The following is a 20,254-nucleotide window of genomic DNA, read 5'->3' on the forward strand; positions in this document are numbered from 1 at the left end:
CCGTTCCGCCCCGTTTCATCGTTCCAAAAATACTCAAATCCCGCGCACGCCACCGCGCGACGCCCGCAAGAACAGATAGAGCGGCAAACCGCAACTGACCCCGATGCAAAAGGTCGCCGGAATGGCAATCAGGCCCAGCCAATGCCGATTCTGCACCGCCTCGACGATCACCCAGACCGTCAGCGCCACGGCGGCAATGGTCAGATCCCATACAAGGCCCGAACTCGCGGCATTGGCATGCCAGGCATTGACCATGCCCATCAGGTCATAACCGTTTTGCCCGAACCATTGCAGGAACCAATACATCGGATGAATGGCACCCCAGATGGCCAGAGCAGCAAAGACCCATCTCACAGGCCTACCCCCACGCCGACATTGACACCGCCCACGCGCACACCGCCACCCACGCCGACATTGACGCCATGTGTGCCTACGCCCACGTTCACACCCGCCGTGGGGCGCACCGGCTCTCCATCGACACCACAGCCCGTCAGCACCGTGAGGCTCAGAAGAGCAAAAGCCATGCGTAGAATCATCCCAACCGCTCCTTCCACCGCGCCACCTGCGCGCGCACCTGCGCGGGCGCCGTGCCGCCATAGCTGACCCGTGAGGCCACCGAATTATGCACGCCCAGCACATCATAGACCGCTGCGGTGATTTCGCCATGCACCTCCTGCATCTCGCTCAGGCTGAGGTCCGGCAGGTCACAGCCCTTGGCCTCGGCCTTGGCCACAAGCGCGCCCGTCACATGATGCGCCTCGCGGAAGGGCATATCGAGCACCCGCACCAACCAATCCGCCAGATCCGTGGCCGTAGAAAACCCAGAGCCGGCCGCCGCCTCGAGATTATCCCTGCGCGCCGCCATGTCGCGCACCATGCCCTCCATCGCGGCCAAGGCCAGCATCAGGTTGTCGGCCGCATCAAAGACCTGTTCCTTGTCTTCTTGCATGTCCTTGGAATAGGCCAGAGGCAGCCCTTTCATGACCATCATCAGCGCCACATTGGCCCCGAAAATCCGCCCCACCTTGGCGCGGATCAGTTCTGCCGCATCGGGGTTCTTCTTCTGCGGCATGATGCTCGACCCGGTCGAGAATCGATCCGACAGCGCCACGAACCGGAACTGTGCCGAGGACCAGATTACCAGTTCTTCGGCAAAGCGGCTGAGATGCATCGCGCAGATGCTGGCCGCGCCCAGAAACTCCAGCGCGAAATCCCGGTCGCTGACCGCGTCGAGCGAATTGGCGCAGGGACGGTCAAAGCCCAATGCCTTGGCTGTCATGTCACGGTCAATCGGAAAGGACGTGCCCGCCAGCGCCGCCGCACCAAGAGGGCATTCGTTCATGCGCGCGCGCGCATCGCGCACCCGACTCAGGTCGCGGCCAAACATCTCGACATAGGCCATCATGTGATGCCCCCATGTCACCGGCTGCGCAGTTTGCAGATGGGTGAAGCCGGGCATGACCCAATCCGCCCCCGCCTCTGCCTGCGCCAGAAGGGCGCGCATCAATGCCTGCAACGCCTGATCGACCGCATCCAGTTGGTCGCGCACCCAGAGCCGGAAATCGGTTGCCACCTGATCATTGCGGCTACGCCCGGTATGAAGACGCCCCGCCGGTGCGCCGATCAAATCCTTGAGCCGCGCCTCAACATTCATGTGAATATCCTCAAGCGCCGTCGAAAACTGAAACTTGCCCGCCTCGATCTCTGACAAGACCGTGAGCAGGCCTTCCCTCATCGCCGCTGCATCACTATCACTGACAATACCTGTCGCCGCCAACATCGCGGCATGGGCCCTCGAGCCGGCGATATCCTGTGCCGCCATCCGCTTGTCGAATGAGATCGAGGCATTAATTGCCTCCATGATCGCATCCGGCCCGGCGGCAAAGCGGCCACCCCACATCTGGTTCGAGGTATTGTCAGTCATGTCTTTGGCCCTTCGGAGGGAATTATGAAAATCATTCGTCAGATCGTCCTTTATATGGCCGTGGCCCTTGGTGCAAATACTGCCATGGCCGATACAGCCGCGCTCGAGGCGCTGCGCGACGGCGACATGAAGAAACTGAATTTCCACAGCGCGCCCGCCGCCGTGCCCCTGACCGAATACACCCGCGCCGATGGCAGCACCGGCACGCTGGCCGATTTTCAAGGGCGGTATGTCCTGCTGAACTTCTGGGCGACATGGTGCGCCCCCTGCCGGGCAGAGATGCCGACGCTCTCGAACCTGCAACGCGAGATGCAAAGCGAGAAGTTCGAGGTCGTCACCATCGCCACAGGCCGCAACGCGCCGACGGCGATGACCAAGTTCTTTGACGAAATCGGCGTCGACAACCTTCCGCTGCACACCGACCCCAAGAGCGCCCTCGCCCGCACGATGGGTGTCTTTGGCCTGCCCATCACCGTGATCCTCGATCCCGAGGGTCACGAAATCGCCCGCCTGCAAGGGGATGCCCATTGGGATTCCGAGAGCGCCAAGGCGATCATCGGGGCGTTGGTGACAAACGCTAGTGGCAGTTGAGCTTGAGGCCGAGTTGTGGGTAGGGTCAGGGATTACAGAAAGGTATCCCGCAATGAGCATCCGCTTGGCTTCTTTGACGATTATCGGCTCTCTCGGCTTGCTCGCTGCCTGTGCAACGCCACGCGAGCAATGTATCGCCGGGGCCACGCAGGATTATCGCAGCGTTGAGACCGCCATGGCCACAGCCCAGGGCAATATCGCCCGCGGCTATGCGCTCCATACGCAAACGGTGCCTTACACGGTCACGTCGACCTGTTATCGCAACGACCCCTCCCGCAACATCGTGCTGCCCTATCCGTGCCCGTCCACGCAGTATCGCACCCAAACCACGCCGGTTGCGATTGATGTCTCTGAGGAACGCCGCAAGCTGGCGGATTACCAGAAGATGCTCCCGCAACTGAGAAAGCAGGCGCAGATTCAGGTTCAGCGATGCGAGGCGCAATTCCCAGAGTAGCGCGCGGCGAACCACGGGACCGTGCGCGCAGCCTCTGCAAACGTCGCTTTTGGCACTGATCCTTCGCAATCTCTTGATATGTGAAAATCGGGCAGGTGGCATGCTGCAAATGCATGGATTTTCGACAGATTGCCCATTGTGCAAATCCATAAATCAATTATGTGCGCCCTGTGATCGTGAGAGCGATCCGGGGACGCAACGCTATAATGGAGGCAAGCCGATGACCCGCGATGAATTGAACCGCGAACTGCGCGCGCATAGTGCCTCTTGGCAGGCTGTGATGATCGTCTATGGCGCGATCATTGGCACATTCGTTCTGTCCGCTATGGCGATCCTGTAACGCCACACGATCCGAAGGCTCTGCGCATATGATCACGCGGAGGGAGACCCCTCCGCGCCATGATCATTTTCAAGCGTTGGCACCCGAAAGTTTGGGATCGTTCGGATCGATTCGCGCCGCGGCCGCATCGCCAACATTGTCGATCCCGCGTTCTTCCAACAGCGTGGTCAGCCAATTGGGGTCCATCTCGGGCACCGAGCTAAGCAGCAGGTCGGTATAGGGATGGTGCGGCGGCGTGAACATCTCGTCCTTCGGCCCCTGCTCCACCACCTTGCCATGCTGCATCACGACCACCTCGTCAGCGATGGAGCGGACTGTGGCCAGATCATGGGTGATGAACATATAGGCCAGCCCCAATTCGTTTTGCAGCCGGTCGAGCAGGCGCAGGATGCCTTCAGCGACCAACTGGTCGAGCGCCGATGTCACCTCGTCGCAGACGATAAACGTCGGCTCTGCCGCCAGCGCGCGGGCAATGCCGATACGCTGCTTTTGGCCACCGGACAGTTCAGGCGGATAGCGGTTGTAGTATTGCGAGGGTTCAAGCTCGATCAGGTCGAGCAATTCATCCACCCGGTTCTTGAGCGCCACGCCCTTGAGGCCTGAGTAGAAGGCGGCAGGGCGCCCGATGATCTCGGAAATCCGAACCTTGGGATTGAGCGCGGTATCGGCCATCTGATAAATCATCTGGCACTGGCGCAGCTGGTCCTTGGTGCGGTCCTTGTAGCTGGGCGGAAAGGGCTCGCCCTTGAACAAGACCTCACCCTTGGATGGCGGCAAGAGACCTGTGATCACCCGCGCCGTGGTGGATTTGCCCGAGCCGGACTCGCCTACCACCGCCACGGTCATGCCTTCGTAAATGTCGAAACTGACATCATCCAGCACCTTGGCCCCGCCGGTATAGGAGGCATCGACATTGCGCACTGAAATCAGTGGCACGCCATCCTTGGGGCGATGTCGCTGCGGGCTCTGAAAGCTGCGCACCGCCCAGAGGGATTTGGTGTATTCCTCTTGCGGATTGTCGAGCATCTGCTTGGTGGGCGCTTCTTCGACCTCGCGCCCCTTGAGCAGCACCTTGATCGTGTCCGCCATCTGCGCCACGACCGCAAGGTCATGGGTGATGTAGATCGCAGCGGTGTTGAACTGATCCACAATATCGCGAATCGCCGCCAAAACCTCGATCTGCGTGGTGACATCGAGCGCGGTCGTGGGTTCGTCAAAGATGATCAGATCCGGACGACAGGACATGGCCATTGCGGTCATCGCGCGCTGCAACTGTCCGCCAGAGACCTGATGCGGATAACGAAAGCCGATTTCCTTGGGATTGGGCAAGCGCAACCGCTCATAGAGGTCCATGGCATCCTCTTGCGCCTCGAGCCGCTTCTTGAGCCTGTATTGCAGAGGCGCTTCGGTGTGCTGGTCGATGATCTTGTGCGCCGGGTTGAACGAGGCCGCCGCAGATTGCGCCACATAGGCGATCCGCGAGCCGCGCAACATGCGCCGCTCACTTTCCGACGCGGTGGTCAGTTCCATCCCGTCAAACTCGATCGAACCATTCGAGATGCGCGTGCCATCGCGCGCATAGCCCATGCAGGCCGCGCCGATTGTCGATTTGCCCGCACCGGATTCGCCAATCAGACCCATCACCTCGCCGCGATGCAGGGTCAGGTCCACACCCTTGATGATGTCGACCCAGGTTTCATCGGAATAGCCCTGAATCTTCAGGTCGCGGATTTTCAGCAGTACGTCTTTGCTCTTGATCATGGGGTCACACCTTCAGGCCGGAGGAGCGGTAGAGCATCCAGTCCACCACGAAATTGACCGCAACCGTCAATAGCGCGATGGCCGCAGCAGGGATGAGCGGGGTAATGTCGCCGAATGAGATCAGCGTTGCGTTTTCACGCACCATCGAGCCCCAGTCGGCGGTGGGCGGCTGTATGCCAAGCCCAAGGAACGACAGCCCCGCGATGAGCAGGAACACAAAGCAGAATTCAAGACCGAATTCGGCGATCAAAGGGGCTGTGGAATTGGGCAGGATTTCACGACGTATGAGATACCATTTGCGCTCGCCCCGCAGTTTCGCGGCCTCGATGTAATCCATCACTACCACATTGCCCGCCACGGCCCGCGTCAGGCGGAAAACCCGTGGGCTGTAGATCACCGCGACCACCAGAATGAGGATGATCTCGGACGGGTTGAAGATCGTCAGCATAAAGGCGCCAAACATTGCCGCAACCCCCACAAGGACCGCAAGGCCGATCACCCAAGCCATGAGGCTACGCTCTGCAATCGCCGAGACGAGCAAAAGGCCCGTGATCCCGGTAAACGCCGAAAGCAACCAAAAGCTGGTGGTATCATTCGCAAGATCGCCGCCAAAGATCGACAGCATCAGCAGGGCAAAGATCAGCGACGGGATCGACATGATCACATCCGATGTCCGCGCGAGAAACTGATCGAACCAGCCGCCCGAAGTGGCCGCCATGAGACCGGCAAGCGCCCCCAGCAGAAAGGCCATAACCGTGCCCGCCAAGGCCAGAGCCACTGTATTTCGCGCGCCGTAAACCAACCGGCTAAAGATGTCGCGGCCCAGTTGATCCGCCCCAAGCAGCATGTTTGCATCCGCCGGGGCAAAGGCAGAGGTGATCACCTCTGCCTCACCATGAGGCGCGATGAGCGGGGCAAAGATTCCCGCAACGGCTACGGTAAAAATCACGAACATGCCAAAGGCTGCCGTCAGCGGCGCGGTGCGTAATTCCTTGGCAAGATTCTTGGACGCGATGGCAATCAGAAACTCGCGGAAGGCATAGGACACCATGGCCGACAGCGCCAAGAGCCCCGCCAGAATGGCCACAATTCGTAGCGCGGAAACGCCACCGATGATGCCCAGCACAAAGGACACCAATGTCAGGGAAAAGAGCAGCAGAAAGGCTGACCGCTTGTTGAAATACGCCGCAAGGCAAGAAGCACCGAGCAGCAGGGTGTAGTAGGCGATGACGAATAGACTCATGTCTCTAGCCCCTTACTTCGGATGCCGCAGGCGCGGATTGGTCAGAATTGACCCCACATCCGCCGCCAGATTGAGCAGGATGAAGGTGGCGGCAAAGATCAGACAGCAGGCCTGAACCACGGGGAAATCCCGTTTGCTGACTGCATCGACCAGCGCCTGACCGATCCCCGGATAGACAAAGACCACCTCAACCAGCACGACCCCGGTGATGAGATAAGCAAGGTTGAGCGCCACCACGTTGATGATCGGGGCCCAGGCATTGGGCAGGGCGTGTTTTACGATAACCTTCCAGGGCGGCGCGCCCTTGAGTCGGGCCATTTCGATATAGGGCGAAGCCAGAAGGTTGATGATCGCCGCCCGCGTCATGCGCATCATATGCGCGGTCACGACCAGAACGAGGGTCAGCGCGGGCAGAAAGGTGCGATACAAGAGATCGCCAAAACTCATGTCATTGCTGAGGCTGGCGATGGCGGGAAACATGCCCGTTTTGACCGCAAGATAGAGAATCAGGATATAGCCCAAAAAGAATTCGGGGCTGGAGATTGAGGTGAGCGTCGCGACGTTTGCCACCCTGTCAAAGATCGAGTTGCGCAAAAGAGCCACGAGGACACCCAGCACGATCGAAATCGGCACGGCAATCGCGGCGGCATAGGCGGCGAGAAACAGCGTATTGGCAAAGCGTTCGCCAATCGTCTCGGCCACGCTGGCCCCCGTCACGATGGAATTGCCGAAATCCAGCGTCACGGCCCCGGCAAGCCAGTGCAGGTAGCGCACGATCGGGGGCTGATCGAGGCCCATTTCCTTGCGCAATGCCGCCAGATTCTCGGGTGTCGCCCCTTGTCCGAGCACCGCCTGCGCGATGTCGCCGGGCAAAAGCTCGACCATGAAAAATATTATCACGGAAATGACCAGTAGAATGATCAATCCCAATCCGAGCCGTTTTACAACGAGCCCAAGGATGTCCCCCATCTTTCCCTCCTGTTGTTTTAGCTCTCGCCTTGTCGTTTGGCGCGGCCTTTGTGGCTTAGGCTAACAGTGATTTGGGTCCGGGCGTAAACAAATTCCGCGTTTGACCCATCACAATGACGCAGAGTGCCGAAGCGGGATGGTGGCCCCGGCTTCGGCGATTAAGAACCCGGCGCCCTGCGGTGCCGGGTCTTGGGGTAACCTCAGGCCTCAAACCACCAGCGGCTTGCGGCGCGCGCGCCGTCACAGCCCCAGCTTGCCGCAACCTGTTCCGGGCGCTTGACGCCTTTGCCGCGCGCATAGACCCAATTGTTGAAGAACGGCAGAAGGGTGCCACCGTCATCGCGCATCAAGAGACACATCTCGCGATACATCTCGGCGCGCAGGGTCTGGTCCAGTTCGGACTTGGCCTGAAGCAGCAGTTCATTGAACCGCTCATTCTGCCACCGGCTTTCGTTCCAGGCCGCGTCATCCTTGTAGGCGAGGGTGAACATGACATCCGGCGTCGGACGCGCACCCCAGGAAACGGCGCTAAACGGCTTCTTGAGCCAGACATCGGAATAATACCCGTCGCTCGCCTCGCGCACGACCTTGATATTGATGCCAGCGGCCTTGGCCTGTTCGGCATAGAGCACACACATATCGACCGCGCCAGTGTAGACACTCTCGGCTACGGACAGGTTTACGGTGAGCCCCTCTTGCCCGGCGTCCTTGAGCAGCGATTTGGCTTGCTCGGGATCGTATTCGCGCTGCGGAATATCCGACGGCCAATAGGGCTGAACCGGCGAGAGGTGGAAATCATTGCCCTTGGTGGCCGCACCAAAGGCGATTTTCTCGATGATCTCGTCCCGATCCATCGCAAGTTTCAGCGCGGTGCGCACGCGCACATCGCTGAACGGTGCCGTATCGCAGAACATCGGCATGGTGATCGCACCCCCCGAGGGGATATTGTCAACCGAGATGTCCGGATTGCGCTGCAAGAGCGCCAAGGTCTTGAGTTCGATCAGCGAGACGCAATCCACATCCCCCGTCACCAGCGCCGTTTGCCGCGCGTTGGGATCGTTGAGAACGATCATCGTCACCTTGTCGAAATAGGCACCGGTCCCGTGCCACCCATCGTGCCGCGCCAGTTCCCAACGGATGCCGAATTCGCCCGACTCGATCTTGTAGGGGCCAGTCCCATCGCCCGATTGCCAGTCAATCGTGCCATCGCCATTCGAGGGGCAGATCGCAAAGTGATAGTCGGTCATAAGCCATGGCAGATCGGCATTGCCGCGCGCCAGACTGATCGTGACCGTATGATCGCCATCGGCGGTGATATCGGTCACATCGGTCAAGAGCGCCTTGGCCGCCGAGGTCGAGGCGTCACCGCGGTGATGGTTGAGACTGTCGATCACATCCTGCGCCGTCACCGGCTTGCCACTGTGGAAAGAGGCGTCGGGATTGAGTTCAAACGTCCATTGCTTGGCGTCGGGTGTCGCTTCCCAACTGGTCGCAAGGTCCGGCCCAAGCGAATTGTCCGGCTCGATCAAGGTCAGGTAGCTGCGATGTGTATGGGCCAGAAAGATCATCTGACGTGTCACATAGGTGCCGGGATCATGGGTGTCCGAGGTGTTGCCGTCATGCACGCCCCAGCGGAATGTGCCGCCCCGTGAAGGGTTGGCGGCGGCGGAAGTACCCCAGAGGCCGGTCGCGGCAGAGGCAGTCACACCCGCAGCGGCGGCATAATGCATGAACGACCGGCGTGAGATAACCCCGGTACGCGCAGCCTGCGCGAGCCGGTCCAAAAGGACCTGATCGGTTTTCTTTTTCATCTGGTTTCCCTGTCTTGTTTTGAATTTGTGATTGGCGACGACGCAGCATCAGGCCATTCCGAAAGCTTGGGTTTCGGACGGTCAAAGAGGATGCACAAATGCGACATGTCTGTAGCAAAACACGAAATGCGACATGTTTCCAGACCCTAATCGTGCCATCTGGACAGATTAAAAGGTCATAGATTCTGAGGTTTTGAGGGTTTTCTCAGGTCCGGCGTTGGCGCAGCTTGGCGAAATACTCTAGTCGTTTTTTGAGCTCGCGCTCGTATCCGCGCTCGACCGGCTGGTAAAGAACCGGGCGCTTCACGCCATCTGGAAAGTAATTCTGACCCGAGAATCCATCCTCAGCGTCGTGGTCATAGGCATAGCCGTCGCCGTATCCCTGCTCTTTCATGAGGCGAGTTGGCGCGTTGAGGATATGCTTGGGCGGTGGCTCGCTCCCGGTCTTTTTGGCCTCACGCAGCGCGGCCTTGTAGGCCACATATCCGGCGTTCGATTTTGGCGCGAGGGCAAGATAGGCCACGGCCTGACCCAAGGCCAGTTCGCCTTCGGGGCTGCCGATCCGCTCATAGGTTTCCCAGGCGTGCAAACAGATGGATTGCGCCTGCGGATCGGCCAAGCCAATATCCTCAATCGCCATGCGCAGGATGCGGCGGGCAAGATAACGCGGGTCCTCGCCGCCCGTCAGCATCCGCGCCAGCCAGTAGAGCGCAGCATCGGGATCAGAGCCGCGCACCGACTTGTGAAGCGCCGAGATCAGGTTGTAATGCTCATCGCCCGATTTGTCATATTTGGCGGCGCGTTTCATCAGGCGAGAGGCGAGCGCAGCGCTGTCCAGCTTGCCCTCGACTTTCCACGCGGCAACCTGTTCGACCAGATTGAGCAGGGCGCGCCCATCCCCATCGGCCATCTCAAGCAGGGCCTCGCGCGCCGGACCATCGAGCGGAAGGGCGCGGCCCAGCTCTTGCTCGGCGCGCTGTGCCAGACGCTCCAGATCCGCCAGTGCAAGCCGTGTCAGAACCATGACCTGCGCGCGACTGAGCAGCGCCGCATTCAACTCGAAACTCGGGTTTTCCGTTGTCGCACCAACCAGAAGGATCGTGCCATCCTCCATGTGCGGCAAGAATCCATCCTGCTGCGCCTTGTTGAAACGGTGGATTTCATCCACGAAAAGCAGCGTTCCACGACCCTGCGCGCGGCGATGCTTGGCCTCTTCGAAAACCTTGCGCAATTCGGGCACGCCAGTGAAAATGGCGCTAATCTGGACGAAATGCAGATCGGTTTCATCGGCCAGAAGGCGGGCAATCGTCGTCTTGCCCACGCCGGGCGGTCCCCAGAGGATGAGCGAACCAAGACTGCCCGAATCGAGCATCACCCCCAACGGGGCCTCATGCCCCAATACCTGGTCCTGCCCGATCACATCCGCCAGACGGCGCGGCCGCAGCCGGTCCGCCAGCGGGCGCGGGGCTGTTTCGGCGCGGGGCGTGTCGCCCGTATCAAAGAGATCTGCCACCGCTCAGATCCTGAAGCGCAGCGTCAGGCGCTGCCCATCCCGCAAAAGATCGAGCGTGAGCGTGTTCACCGCCCCCTCCAGCGCGGCGCGCGCGGCGCGGCTGCTCTCGACCGGGCGCCCATTGACCTGCCTGAGAATGTCGCCCGGCCGCAATCCGGCCCGGGCACCATAGGGGCCGGGATCATCCACGATCACACCTTGCGCCATCAACGGCAGGCGGTATTGCTCGATCACGGCGGGATTGATGGTCGAGAGGGTCATCTGTGGAATGGCGGCGCGTGGTCCGGTGTCCAGCGGCGTGCGCGGCGGCAGGTCCGGCGCGGCGATCAGGGCGATCTGGACCTCGTCCTCGTCCCCATCGCGCAGGCGGGTTATGGTCGTGTCCGCCCCGATCCCCGCCAGAGACATGCGATAGATCACCTCGGCGGGGCTGTTGACCGGCTGACCGCCCACCCTGGTGATCACGTCGCCGGGGCGGATCTGGCTGGCAAAGCTGCTTTGGGGATGCACCTCGGAAATCACCACGCCATCGGGACGGGCAATGCCCAGACCTTCGGCCATGTCCGGGGTCACGGGTTGGCCGCCCAGACCCGCCCAGGGCCGTTCGAACACCGTCTTGCCCGCGCGCGCCTGTGCCACGAACTGCGTCACAAGGCCCGAGGGAATGGCAAAGCCGATGCCATTCGAGCCGCCAGAGCGCGACAGGATCGCGGTGTTGATGCCGATGAGGTCGCCGTTCACATCGACCAGTGCCCCGCCCGAATTGCCCGGGTTGATCGGTGCGTCGGTCTGGATGAAATAGCCGCGCGCGTTGCCTGTGGCGGTGCCCGAGCGCGCAAGCCCCGAGACGATTCCGCTCGAGACCGTCTGCCCCACGCCAAAGGGATTGCCGATGGCCAGCACCAGTTCACCGACCTGCACGGTGTCGCTGTCGCGGAGATCGAGGGCGGGCAGTTCCGGGGCATTCTCGACCTGGAGAACGGCCAGATCCGCCTCCTCATCGCCCAAGAGCACACGAGCGGCGTATTCGCGGCGGTCGTTCAGCACCACGCGGATATCCGTGGCCTCGCCCACCACATGATAATTCGAAACCACGATACCATCCGCCGACAGGATCACGCCGGAACCAAGGGAATTCTGCACGCGCGGACGGCTGGCCCCTAAGTCGTTGAAGAACCGCTCGAAGAACGGATCGCCGCGAAAGGGGCTGCGGCGCGCCTCGACGACGCGGCTGGCGTAGATATTGACCACCGCAGGCGCGGCCTCTTGCACCACCGGGGCAAAGCCCAACTGGATTTCGGCCTGGCTGACCGGCACGCGGGTTTCAGCGCGCGGCAGACCGGGAAGGGCCAATAGAACAAGACATAGAAAGCGGAACATGACGGCTCCCCAAGGGTGATCTTGGCCTTTGAGATATGCTGGGACTGGCGCGCCAATGCAAGGCTTTGCAGCGTCTTGTGATGCCATAGTCCTGAGGCCCGACATGCAAAACCCCCGCCGGTGAGGGCGGGGGCGCGATTGCAACCATTTCAAATGGTGGTGCTCTTATTCGTCGTCAGACATTTCGAATGTCGCGATGCGAGCCTTGTCGGCGGCACCCTTGGCATCGACATCGCGATCCACGAATTCGATGATCGCCATCGGTGCCATGTCACCATAGCGGAACCCGGCCTTGAGCACGCGGACGTAACCGCCCTGACGCTCTTTGTAACGCGGTCCGAGAATATCGAACAGCTTGGCCACATAGGCATCTTGCTTGAGCTGGCTTGCCGCCTGACGGCGTGCGTGCAGGTCGCCGCGCTTGCCGAGCGTGATCAGCTTTTCGATGATCGGGCGCAGTTCTTTGGCCTTGGGCAGGGTGGTCTTGATCTGCTCATGTTCGATGAGCGAGCCGGCCATGTTCGCCCACAGCGCCTTGCGGTGCTCATGGGTACGGTTCAGGCGGCGGTATCCTCTGGCGTGACGCATTTTCTAACTCCTTAGCGTTTCTGCTTTGTCCGGGGGGCTGATGCGTGTCAGCCCCCTCTCCTTGGGGCGGGATTGCCCGTCGTTTCAGTGTAGCCTTGTCAAAAAGCGTCTTCGAACTTCTTGGCGAGGTCTTCGATATTGTCTGGCGGCCAATCCTCGACATCCATGCCAAGGTGCAGACCCATGCCCGAGAGCACTTCCTTGATCTCGTTGAGCGACTTGCGACCAAAGTTCGGGGTGCGGAGCATCTCGGCCTCGGTCTTCTGGATAAGATCGCCGATGTAAACGATGTTGTCGTTCTTGAGGCAGTTCGCAGAGCGGACCGACAATTCCAACTCGTCCACTTTCTTGAGCAGGAGCGGGTTGAACTCGAGACCGTCGTCATCGTCTTGACGGCTGGCCGATTCGGGCTCATCGAAGTTCACGAAGATCGACAGTTGATCCTGAAGAATACGCGCGGCATAGGCCACGGCATCATCCGGGGTGATCGAACCGTCGGTTTCGATCTTCATCGTCAGTTTATCGTAATCGAGAACCTGACCTTCGCGAGTCGGCTGAACCTCGTAGCTGACGCGCGAGATCGGCGAATAGATCGCGTCGATCGGAATGAGGCCGATGGGCGCATCTTCGGGTTTGTTTTTGTCGGCCGAGACATAGCCCTTGCCCTGATTCACGGTCAGTTCCATGAACAGGTCGGCGCCCTCGTCGAGGTGGCAGATCACGTGATCCTTGTTGAGGATCTCGATGCCTGCGCTGTCAGAGATGTCACCGGCAGTGACAACGCCCGGACCCTTGGCATTGATCGACAGGCGCTTGGGCCCTTCGACTTCCATGCGAATGGCAACGCCCTTGAGGTTGAGTACGATGTCGGTCACGTCTTCGCGCACACCGGCCACCGAGGAGAATTCATGCAGCACGTTGTCGATCTGAACGGCGGTGATCGCCGCCCCTTGCAAGGACGACAGCAGCACACGGCGCAGCGCGTTGCCAAGCGTGAGACCAAAGCCGCGCTCAAGCGGCTCGGCAATCAGAACCGCTTGACGCAGCGGGTCATTGCCGGGTTTCACTTCAAGCTGTGTCGGCTTGATCAGTTCAGCCCAATTCTTGTGGATCATGCGTCCCTCCATTCTTGCTCTGTTCCCATGTCCAAAGGTTCAGAGCGCCCGAGGATGTAAAATGACGAAAGCGGGACCGCGCCAAAGCGCGGCCCCACCAAGAGATGTAGCGGATCAGACCCGGCGGCGTTTCGGCGGGCGGCAGCCATTATGCGCCATCGGGGTCACATCACGGATCGAGGTGATGTTGAAGCCGACAGCCGCCAGAGCGCGCAGCGCCGATTCACGGCCCGAACCCGGCCCCTGAACTTCGACGTCGAGCGAGCGCATACCATGTTCCTGCGCCTTTTTGCCTGCATCTTCGGCAGCCATCTGAGCAGCATAGGGCGTGGATTTGCGCGAGCCTTTGAAGCCCATGGTCCCGGCAGAGGACCATGCGATTGCATTGCCCTGCACGTCCGAGATCAGGATCTTGGTGTTGTTGAAGGAGGAGTTCACATGAGCAACGCCAGTGGCGATGTTCTTGGAAACCTTTTTCTTGGTGCGTTTGGTATCGCGTGCCATCTTGAATGCCCTCCCTTATTTCTTCTTGCCGGCAATGGCTTTTGCCGGGCCCTTGCGGGTGCGGGCGTTGGTGTGGGTCCGCTGACCACGCACCGGCAGATTGCGACGGTGACGCAGGCCACGGTAGCAGCCCAGATCCATCAAGCGCTTGATATTCATCTGGGTGTCACGGCGCAGGTCGCCTTCGACGGTGTAATTCGCGTCGATATGCTCGCGCAGGGCCAGGGCCTCGGCGTCCGACAGATCGTTCACGCGGCGCGACACGTCGATGTTGAGCGCTTCGCAAATGGATTTGGCCGAAGCATGGCCGATTCCGGTGATATAGGTGAGGGCGATGGGAACCCGCTTGTTGGTCGGGATATTGACGCCGGCGATACGTGCCAAGTGTAGCTTCCTTTTTCGTTGCGGTTCCGTAGCACCAGAACCTTTTTTCACAACGTAAGCCCGAAGCGATCACGCACCGGGCCGCGGCTGATTTCAGATGAGCGATTCGAGATACGGGGGCGACCCGGAAATAGAATCAATCTCGTGTTCGAGATAGGGCTGGTTAGGGGGAAAAGACCGGGGCGTCAAGGCCCCGGACCCAGATGAACGGCTATTTGTCAAGCGCTTCGGCTATGGCCGCCTGCACCGCGTCAATTTCCGCAAGACCATCGACCGAGGTCAATTGCCCATGGGCATAGTAGTAGCCGATCAGCGGCGAGGTTTTCTTGTAATATTCCATAAGGCGATTGCGCAGCGCGTCTTCGTTGTCGTCCGTCCGGCGCTTGACATCGGTCGATCCGCATTTGGCGCATTTGCCATCGGCGGGCCAGGGTTTGGTAATGTCGTTATAAACTTCGCCGCAGCCGCCGCAGGTGGAGCGGGCAGTGATCCGCTCAACGAGCGCTTCGTCGTCGACGCGCAATTCGATCACGGCATCGAGGGTCTCGCCCGTCTCTTCCAGCAGGTCGGCAAGCGCATCGGCCTGCGCCAGAGTGCGCGGAAAGCCGTCAAAGATGAAACCGCCCTTTTGCGCGCCCTGCAACTGCTCGCGGATAAGGCCGATCACGATCTCATCGGTCACAAGATCGCCGCGCGCCATCACATCCGCCACAATGCGCCCCATCTCAGAGCCGCTGTCCTTGGCGGCGCGCAGCATGTCGCCGGTTGAGAGCTGGATCATGTCCCGGCTCGCGACCAAGTGATGTGCCTGCGTGCCTTTGCCCGCGCCCGGTGGTCCGAGAAGAATGATATTCATCGACGCGCCGGAGCCTTTCTGCGGCTGCGTTTCTTGCCCTTGCCGCTGAGTTGGGATTTCTCGATCAATCCTTCGTATTGGTGGGCCAGAAGGTGCGACTGGACCTGCTGGATGGTATCCATGGTCACGGACACGACGATCAGAACCGATGTACCGCCAAAGTAGAAGGGAATGGCGAACTGGTTGCGCAGGATCTCGGGCAGAAGGCAGACCGCCGCCAGATAGGCAGAGCCGATGACCAGCACGCGGGCGACCACGTAGTCGAGATATTCTGCCGTCCGCTTGCCCGGGCGGATGCCTGGAATGAAACCGTTCTGGTTCTTGAGGTTATCGGCCACGTCATCGGTCTTGAACGCCACGTTGAACGTATAGAAATAGGCAAAGAACACGATCATGATCGTGAAGAACAGCAGATAGAGCGGCTGGCCGGGGCCAAAATAGGCCATCACGGTCGAGAGGACCGGATTGGTCGTATTGCCCGAGAATGTGGTGATCGTCGCGGGCAAAAGCAGCAGGGAAGAGGCAAAGATCGCCGGGATCACGCCCGCCGGGTTGACCTTGACCGGCAGATGCGACGAACCGCCATCATAGATCTTCATGCCCACCTGACGGCGCGGATACTGGATATGGATCTTGCGCAGCGAGCGCTCCATGAACACCACAAAGGCGATCACGGCCACGACCATCAGCATCACGCCCACGATCACCGCCGGGCTGATCGCGCCCGAACGGCCAGAGGCAAAAAACTGTGCCAGAGCGGCCGGCACCTCGGCGATGATGCCGACAAAGATGATCAGCGAAATGCCGTTGCCGACGCCGCGCGCGGTGATCTGTTCCCCCAGCCACATCAGGAACATGGTGCCGCCGATGAGGGTGATCATGCACGAGACAATAAAGAACATGCCCGGATTCGAGGCCATATCGCCCGATTGCAACGAAACCGCGAGACCGTAGGATTGCAGCGTCGCAAGACCAACCGTGCCGTAGCGGGTATACTGGTTGATCTTCTTGCGGCCCTGCTCGCCTTCTTTTTTGAGCTGTTCAAGCGCAGGCACCAAAGCCGTCATCAACTGCACAATGATCGAGGCCGAGATATAGGGCATGATGCCAAGAGCAAAGATGCCCATCCGCCCGAGCGCACCGCCGGTGAACATGCTGAGCATACCACCGATCGAGGCCTGCGCGCCTTCCATGAATTCGCGCAGCGCCGCCCCATCAATGCCCGGCACCGGGATAAAGGTGCCCAGCCGGTAGACGATCAGCAGGCCGAGCGTGAAAAGGATGCGTTTGCGCAGTTCGGTGGCCTTGCCCAGCGCGGACCAGCTGGTGTTGGCCGCCATTTGCTCTGCTGCAGATACCATTCGCGGGTCTCTTTCATGTGACAACGCCGCCTTGGGCTGTTTTCCAGCTCAGGCGGCGTCAAAGGAAAACTTGGGCCATATGTAAGCGGCACGGATGCCGCTCACAACCTCTTATTCGGCCGACTGCGCGGTTGTGACCGAGAGAGAGCCACCGGCCTTTTCGACCGCTTCGATCGCAGCGCGCGAGGCGCCTGTGACCTGAATATCAAGCTTGGCGCTGACGTCGCCCTTGGCCAGAACGCGGATACCGTCCAGCTTGCGGCGCACGAGGCCCGATGCAACCAGCGCATCTTCGGTGATCGGCGCAGAGGCGTCGATCTTGCCGGCTTCGACGAATTTCTGGATGAGGCCCAGGTTGATGACAGCAAAGGATTTGCGGTTCGGCTTGTTGAAGCCGCGCTTGGGCAGACGCTGATAGAGCGGCATCTGGCCACCCTCGTAGCCCCCGATCGAAACACCCGAACGGGATTTCTGACCTTTGATACCCCGGCCACCGGTTTTACCCATGCCGGAACCCGGACCGCGGCCAATGCGCTTCTTGCGCTTGGTGGCGCCGGGATTGTCGTGAAGTTCATGCAGTTTCATGTCGCTATCTCCTTGCCGGATGCGGCCCCCAGCGACGGGAGCGGCCGAACGCGGCGTGTTGGTTGAGTCGGACCCCAAGACGGGGCCACCGGGGGCGTATAGACGGTGCAGAGGTCCTTGACAAGAGTGGTGCCTTTGGTGCCAGGAGGCGATGCGCTCACGGGGAATTTTCGGACCAGCCCGGACTTTGCGCTACCCGGTGCCTCCGCATTGTGCCAACTTGGGTACGGCTTCGGTCTCGGACATAGGCCGCTGCCGATTGGTGTCAGGTCATACTTGGATGGGTTGGAATGTGGAAGTTCGGCAAGCAGCGATCTGATGGCGCAGCGCAGGCAAAGAATGACAAACCGCTGAGCCAGTCGGCGACCGCACGGATGCTTGATCAGCGAAAAAACAGGCTCCTCGAATTTGTCGCGGGCTGTGTCACCTCGTCAGAGCTAGGAGTCGAAATAGGGCCGTTTGATCGCCCGCTATTGACCAGACCGGACTGGAATGTGCGTTATGCCGATGTCAGCTCTACAAGCGAGCTGAGACGCCTTGCCGATAACAGCCCTTTGAGACACGCAGATCGGGTAGTCGAGGTCGATTATGTGCTCAAGGGTATCTCCCTGCCGCAAGCGATTTCGGGCGCGAGTGTGCGCTATATCTTCGGTTCGCATGTTTACGAGCATATAGCCGATCTGCTTGGATTCTTGCGTCAGCTTGCAGCCGAGATGGGGCCAGGTGGTGCCATCATCGGGGCGTTTCCCGATCGTCGCTATACCTATGACATTGATCGACCCAGAACCACCCTAGGCCAGTTCATCGACCGCGACGCGCGGAGTATCACCCAACCGGACCCACATACCGTCTTTGACCATTTTTATCATTTCAAGCCGGTCAAAGCGGGACAAGTCTGGCAGCACGGGGTCAATCACGGCGTCGCGCGTCAGTTCTCGCTCGCCCATGCCCGCAAGATGATGGACACCGCCCGCAGCAGCTATGTCGATGTGCATTGCAACATTCTGACGGATCAAGAATTCGTAGACTTGACCGAAACCTTCCCGGATCTTGGCATAAGCCTGCGCCTTCAAAAGATGGTCGAGACTGTGCGACCGATGAACGAGTTTCACTTCTGCCTCAAGGTCGTGTGACCGATCCGCAGGCGGCAGGACATGAGGCGGACCGGTCGCATTGCCTGTTCTCTGGACATATGCTGTGACCGCGATACGCTTGGGGTTCGATCCTGTGACCGGAGGCCCATGATGCGCGCGATTGCCCTCTGCCTTGCCCTGACCGCCTTGCCCGGTCCCTCACCGCAAGCGGCCATGGGCTGTGCCACCGATGCGATGTTGGTGTTTGACGGGTCGGGCTCCATGGCCGAGGTCGGCCATGATCCGACCGCGGCCACCCGTATCAGCGAGGCGCGCGCCGCGCTGCGACAGGTGATGCCCGAAATTGCACCCTTTCGGCGGGTCGGCCTCTTGACCTATGGGACGGGGGGAACGCATCCCTGTTCAGGGATCACGCGACATTTTGATCCCATTCCTGATGCTGCAGAGGCGGTGGTAGAGCGCATCGAGGCGCTGATTCCCGGCGGCCTGACGCCGATTGCCGCCTCTGTCGCGGTGGCGGCGGAGGTGCTGGGCTATCGCACCCAACCAGGGATCGTGGTGCTGGTCACAGATGGGAATGAAACATGCGGCGGCACGCCGTGTGCGCTTGGAGCGTCACTGGCAAAGGAAGCGCGCAGTTTAACCGTGCATGTCATCGGGTTCCGCGTGGTGCATGACCCGTTTTCGTGGAACAGCCCGGAGGCCCAAAGCTACGACGGGCAGACGGTGGCGAAATGTCTGGCGGATGCGACGGGGGGTCTCTTCGTCTCGACCGAAACGGTCGACGAATTGGCGGCAGCCCTACGCGAAACGCTGGGCTGTCCGCTGATCGGAAATATGGGCGTGATCGCCCCGCCGCTCAGGCGGGGCTGAGGACTCAGGCGGTCAGACCCTCTGGCTCTGCCAGCCCATTGGCGCGGCAGCAAGCGGTCAGGGTGTTGGCCAAGAGACACGCGATTGTCATCGGACCGACACCACCCGGAACCGGCGTGATCGCCCCCGCAACCGCGGCGGCAGAGGCGTAATCGACATCGCCGACCAACACGGTCTTGCCATCCCGCTCGATCCGGTTGATGCCCACGTCGATCACCGTGGCCCCCGGCTTGACCCAGTCACCCGGCACCATTTCGGGGCGGCCCACGGCAGCCACGACTATATCGGCGCGGCGGCAGACATCGGCCAGATCCTTGGTCCGGCTATGCGCGATGGTGACGGTGCAGCTGTCCCCCAAGAGCAATTGCGCCATCGGCTTGCCCACGATGTTGGAACGGCCCAGCACCACGGCATCCATCCCCGCAAGCGAGCCGTGATGATCGCGCAGCATCATCAGACAGCCCAGCGGCGTGCAGGGCACCATGGATTTCTGGCCGGTGCCCAAGAGACCCACGTTGGAAATGTGAAATCCATCGACATCCTTGGCCGGATCAATCGAATTGATCACCAGATCGGAATCAAGATGTTTCGGCAGCGGTAACTGCACAAGAATGCCGTGAACCGTGGCATCCTTGTTAAGCCGGTCGATCAGCGCCAGAAGATCGGCCTCGGATGTGTCGGCATCGAGTTTATGCTCATACGAATTCATGCCAACTTCGACGGTCTGCTTGCCTTTGGAGCGAACATAGACCTGACTGGCCGGGTCCTCGCCCACGAGCACCACCGCAAGGCCAGGCGTGATGCCGTTTTCCTCTTTGAGGCGCGTCACATGCGCGGCCACCTTGGCGCGCACCTCTGCGGCAAAGGCCTTGCCGTCGATCACTTTAGCCGTCATTCCCAGCCCTTTC

Annotated in this window: 21 protein-coding genes; 4 read left to right on the forward strand and 17 right to left on the reverse strand. The window is 60.4% G+C overall.

Going from position 1 to position 20,254, the window contains the following annotated elements; genetic code table 11:
• Positions 1 to 33 precede the first annotated feature (33 nt).
• The 3 genes from AACZ65_RS09250 to argH are packed head-to-tail and all read right to left on the reverse strand — an operon-like array spanning position 34 to position 1,924.
• Entirely contained in the window at positions 34 to 354 is a 321-nt protein-coding gene (locus AACZ65_RS09250; RefSeq protein ID WP_339670138.1) for a DUF2834 domain-containing protein, read from the reverse strand.
• The gene (locus AACZ65_RS09255; RefSeq protein WP_339670140.1) at positions 351 to 536 is read right to left on the reverse strand and encodes an argininosuccinate lyase; all 186 of its coding nucleotides are present in this window, start codon (positions 534 to 536) and stop codon (positions 351 to 353) included. Before AACZ65_RS09255 ends, AACZ65_RS09250 begins: the two co-directional genes overlap by 4 nt.
• Complete coding sequence (gene argH, locus AACZ65_RS09260) at positions 533 to 1,924, reverse strand: argininosuccinate lyase (RefSeq protein WP_339670142.1); 1,392 nt, start codon at positions 1,922 to 1,924, stop codon at positions 533 to 535. Before argH ends, AACZ65_RS09255 begins: the two co-directional genes overlap by 4 nt.
• Before the next feature lie 24 nt (positions 1,925 to 1,948).
• Between argH and AACZ65_RS09265 the strand changes: the two genes are divergently transcribed.
• Complete coding sequence (locus AACZ65_RS09265; RefSeq protein ID WP_339670143.1) at positions 1,949 to 2,515, forward strand: TlpA disulfide reductase family protein; 567 nt, start codon at positions 1,949 to 1,951, stop codon at positions 2,513 to 2,515.
• A gap of 52 nt (positions 2,516 to 2,567) precedes the next feature.
• The gene (locus AACZ65_RS09270; protein WP_339670144.1) at positions 2,568 to 2,969 is read left to right on the forward strand and encodes a hypothetical protein; all 402 of its coding nucleotides are present in this window, start codon (positions 2,568 to 2,570) and stop codon (positions 2,967 to 2,969) included.
• 409 nt (positions 2,970 to 3,378) lie between these two features.
• Here the strand turns inward: AACZ65_RS09270 and AACZ65_RS09275 are convergent, their stop codons facing one another.
• The 13 genes from AACZ65_RS09275 to rplO form a co-directional block, all read right to left on the reverse strand.
• Positions 3,379 to 5,070, reverse strand: a complete 1,692-nt coding sequence (locus AACZ65_RS09275; RefSeq protein ID WP_339670146.1) for an ABC transporter ATP-binding protein — start codon at positions 5,068 to 5,070, stop codon at positions 3,379 to 3,381.
• A 4-nt stretch (positions 5,071 to 5,074) separates the two neighbouring features.
• Entirely contained in the window at positions 5,075 to 6,313 is a 1,239-nt protein-coding gene (locus AACZ65_RS09280; protein WP_339670148.1) for an ABC transporter permease, read from the reverse strand.
• A gap of 12 nt (positions 6,314 to 6,325) precedes the next feature.
• Positions 6,326 to 7,282 carry an ABC transporter permease gene (locus AACZ65_RS09285; protein WP_339670150.1) on the reverse strand — a complete coding sequence of 319 codons (957 nt, stop codon included), beginning with the start codon at positions 7,280 to 7,282 and terminating at the stop codon, positions 6,326 to 6,328.
• Between the two features lie 200 nt (positions 7,283 to 7,482).
• Positions 7,483 to 9,093, reverse strand: a complete 1,611-nt coding sequence (locus AACZ65_RS09290) for an ABC transporter substrate-binding protein (protein ID WP_339670152.1) — start codon at positions 9,091 to 9,093, stop codon at positions 7,483 to 7,485.
• A 205-nt stretch (positions 9,094 to 9,298) separates the two neighbouring features.
• The gene (locus AACZ65_RS09295; protein ID WP_339670154.1) at positions 9,299 to 10,606 is read right to left on the reverse strand and encodes a replication-associated recombination protein A; all 1,308 of its coding nucleotides are present in this window, start codon (positions 10,604 to 10,606) and stop codon (positions 9,299 to 9,301) included.
• Positions 10,607 to 10,609: 3 nt separating this feature from the next.
• On the reverse strand, positions 10,610 to 11,986 hold the full coding sequence (locus AACZ65_RS09300; RefSeq protein WP_339670156.1) for a trypsin-like peptidase domain-containing protein: 1,377 nt from the start codon (positions 11,984 to 11,986) through the stop codon (positions 10,610 to 10,612).
• A gap of 165 nt (positions 11,987 to 12,151) precedes the next feature.
• Entirely contained in the window at positions 12,152 to 12,574 is a 423-nt protein-coding gene (gene rplQ, locus AACZ65_RS09305; RefSeq protein WP_339670158.1) for a 50S ribosomal protein L17, read from the reverse strand.
• 98 nt (positions 12,575 to 12,672) lie between these two features.
• On the reverse strand, positions 12,673 to 13,689 hold the full coding sequence (locus AACZ65_RS09310; RefSeq protein ID WP_037276874.1) for a DNA-directed RNA polymerase subunit alpha: 1,017 nt from the start codon (positions 13,687 to 13,689) through the stop codon (positions 12,673 to 12,675).
• A 114-nt stretch (positions 13,690 to 13,803) separates the two neighbouring features.
• Complete coding sequence (gene rpsK / locus AACZ65_RS09315; RefSeq protein WP_009816463.1) at positions 13,804 to 14,193, reverse strand: 30S ribosomal protein S11; 390 nt, start codon at positions 14,191 to 14,193, stop codon at positions 13,804 to 13,806.
• 15 nt (positions 14,194 to 14,208) lie between these two features.
• Complete coding sequence (gene rpsM / locus AACZ65_RS09320) at positions 14,209 to 14,577, reverse strand: 30S ribosomal protein S13 (protein WP_037276380.1); 369 nt, start codon at positions 14,575 to 14,577, stop codon at positions 14,209 to 14,211.
• 211 nt (positions 14,578 to 14,788) lie between these two features.
• Entirely contained in the window at positions 14,789 to 15,433 is a 645-nt protein-coding gene (locus AACZ65_RS09325) for an adenylate kinase (protein ID WP_037276379.1), read from the reverse strand.
• Complete coding sequence (secY, locus tag AACZ65_RS09330; RefSeq protein ID WP_037276377.1) at positions 15,430 to 16,794, reverse strand: preprotein translocase subunit SecY; 1,365 nt, start codon at positions 16,792 to 16,794, stop codon at positions 15,430 to 15,432. The genes AACZ65_RS09325 and secY overlap by 4 nt, the downstream gene beginning before the upstream one ends.
• 111 nt (positions 16,795 to 16,905) lie before the next feature.
• Complete coding sequence (rplO, locus tag AACZ65_RS09335; RefSeq protein ID WP_037276376.1) at positions 16,906 to 17,379, reverse strand: 50S ribosomal protein L15; 474 nt, start codon at positions 17,377 to 17,379, stop codon at positions 16,906 to 16,908.
• A 374-nt stretch (positions 17,380 to 17,753) separates the two neighbouring features.
• Between rplO and AACZ65_RS09340 the strand changes: the two genes are divergently transcribed.
• Positions 17,754 to 18,512, forward strand: coding sequence for a hypothetical protein (locus AACZ65_RS09340; RefSeq protein WP_339670164.1), 759 nt, complete (start codon positions 17,754 to 17,756; stop codon positions 18,510 to 18,512).
• A gap of 111 nt (positions 18,513 to 18,623) precedes the next feature.
• Positions 18,624 to 19,346, forward strand: coding sequence for a VWA domain-containing protein (locus tag AACZ65_RS09345; RefSeq protein WP_339670166.1), 723 nt, complete (start codon positions 18,624 to 18,626; stop codon positions 19,344 to 19,346).
• Between the two features lie 4 nt (positions 19,347 to 19,350).
• Here AACZ65_RS09345 and folD read toward each other — a convergent pair whose 3' ends face one another.
• Positions 19,351 to 20,241, reverse strand: coding sequence for a bifunctional methylenetetrahydrofolate dehydrogenase/methenyltetrahydrofolate cyclohydrolase FolD (gene folD / locus AACZ65_RS09350; protein WP_339670223.1), 891 nt, complete (start codon positions 20,239 to 20,241; stop codon positions 19,351 to 19,353).
• Positions 20,242 to 20,254 lie beyond the last annotated feature (13 nt).

Source organism: uncultured Roseovarius sp., from assembly GCF_963972555.1.
GTDB classification, from domain to species: domain Bacteria; phylum Pseudomonadota; class Alphaproteobacteria; order Rhodobacterales; family Rhodobacteraceae; genus Roseovarius; species Roseovarius mucosus.

Coding starts and splice junctions, on each gene's coding strand:
- AACZ65_RS09290 (WP_339670152.1), bottom strand. CDS start 9,093: ATGAAAAAGAAAACCGATCAGGTCCTTTTGGACCGGCTCGCGCAGGCT.
- AACZ65_RS09325 (WP_037276379.1), bottom strand. CDS start 15,433: ATGAATATCATTCTTCTCGGACCACCGGGCGCGGGCAAAGGCACGCAG.
- AACZ65_RS09310 (WP_037276874.1), bottom strand. CDS start 13,689: ATGATCCACAAGAATTGGGCTGAACTGATCAAGCCGACACAGCTTGAA.
- AACZ65_RS09280 (WP_339670148.1), bottom strand. CDS start 6,313: ATGAGTCTATTCGTCATCGCCTACTACACCCTGCTGCTCGGTGCTTCT.
- rplO (WP_037276376.1), bottom strand. CDS start 17,379: ATGAAACTGCATGAACTTCACGACAATCCCGGCGCCACCAAGCGCAAG.
- rpsK (WP_009816463.1), bottom strand. CDS start 14,193: ATGGCACGCGATACCAAACGCACCAAGAAAAAGGTTTCCAAGAACATC.
- secY (WP_037276377.1), bottom strand. CDS start 16,794: ATGGTATCTGCAGCAGAGCAAATGGCGGCCAACACCAGCTGGTCCGCG.
- AACZ65_RS09340 (WP_339670164.1), top strand. CDS start 17,754: ATGCTTGATCAGCGAAAAAACAGGCTCCTCGAATTTGTCGCGGGCTGT.
- AACZ65_RS09265 (WP_339670143.1), top strand. CDS start 1,949: ATGAAAATCATTCGTCAGATCGTCCTTTATATGGCCGTGGCCCTTGGT.
- folD (WP_339670223.1), bottom strand. CDS start 20,241: ATGACGGCTAAAGTGATCGACGGCAAGGCCTTTGCCGCAGAGGTGCGC.
- rplQ (WP_339670158.1), bottom strand. CDS start 12,574: ATGCGTCACGCCAGAGGATACCGCCGCCTGAACCGTACCCATGAGCAC.
- AACZ65_RS09285 (WP_339670150.1), bottom strand. CDS start 7,282: ATGGGGGACATCCTTGGGCTCGTTGTAAAACGGCTCGGATTGGGATTG.
- AACZ65_RS09300 (WP_339670156.1), bottom strand. CDS start 11,986: ATGTTCCGCTTTCTATGTCTTGTTCTATTGGCCCTTCCCGGTCTGCCG.
- AACZ65_RS09270 (WP_339670144.1), top strand. CDS start 2,568: ATGAGCATCCGCTTGGCTTCTTTGACGATTATCGGCTCTCTCGGCTTG.
- AACZ65_RS09255 (WP_339670140.1), bottom strand. CDS start 536: ATGATTCTACGCATGGCTTTTGCTCTTCTGAGCCTCACGGTGCTGACG.
- AACZ65_RS09345 (WP_339670166.1), top strand. CDS start 18,624: ATGCGCGCGATTGCCCTCTGCCTTGCCCTGACCGCCTTGCCCGGTCCC.
- argH (WP_339670142.1), bottom strand. CDS start 1,924: ATGACTGACAATACCTCGAACCAGATGTGGGGTGGCCGCTTTGCCGCC.
- AACZ65_RS09275 (WP_339670146.1), bottom strand. CDS start 5,070: ATGATCAAGAGCAAAGACGTACTGCTGAAAATCCGCGACCTGAAGATT.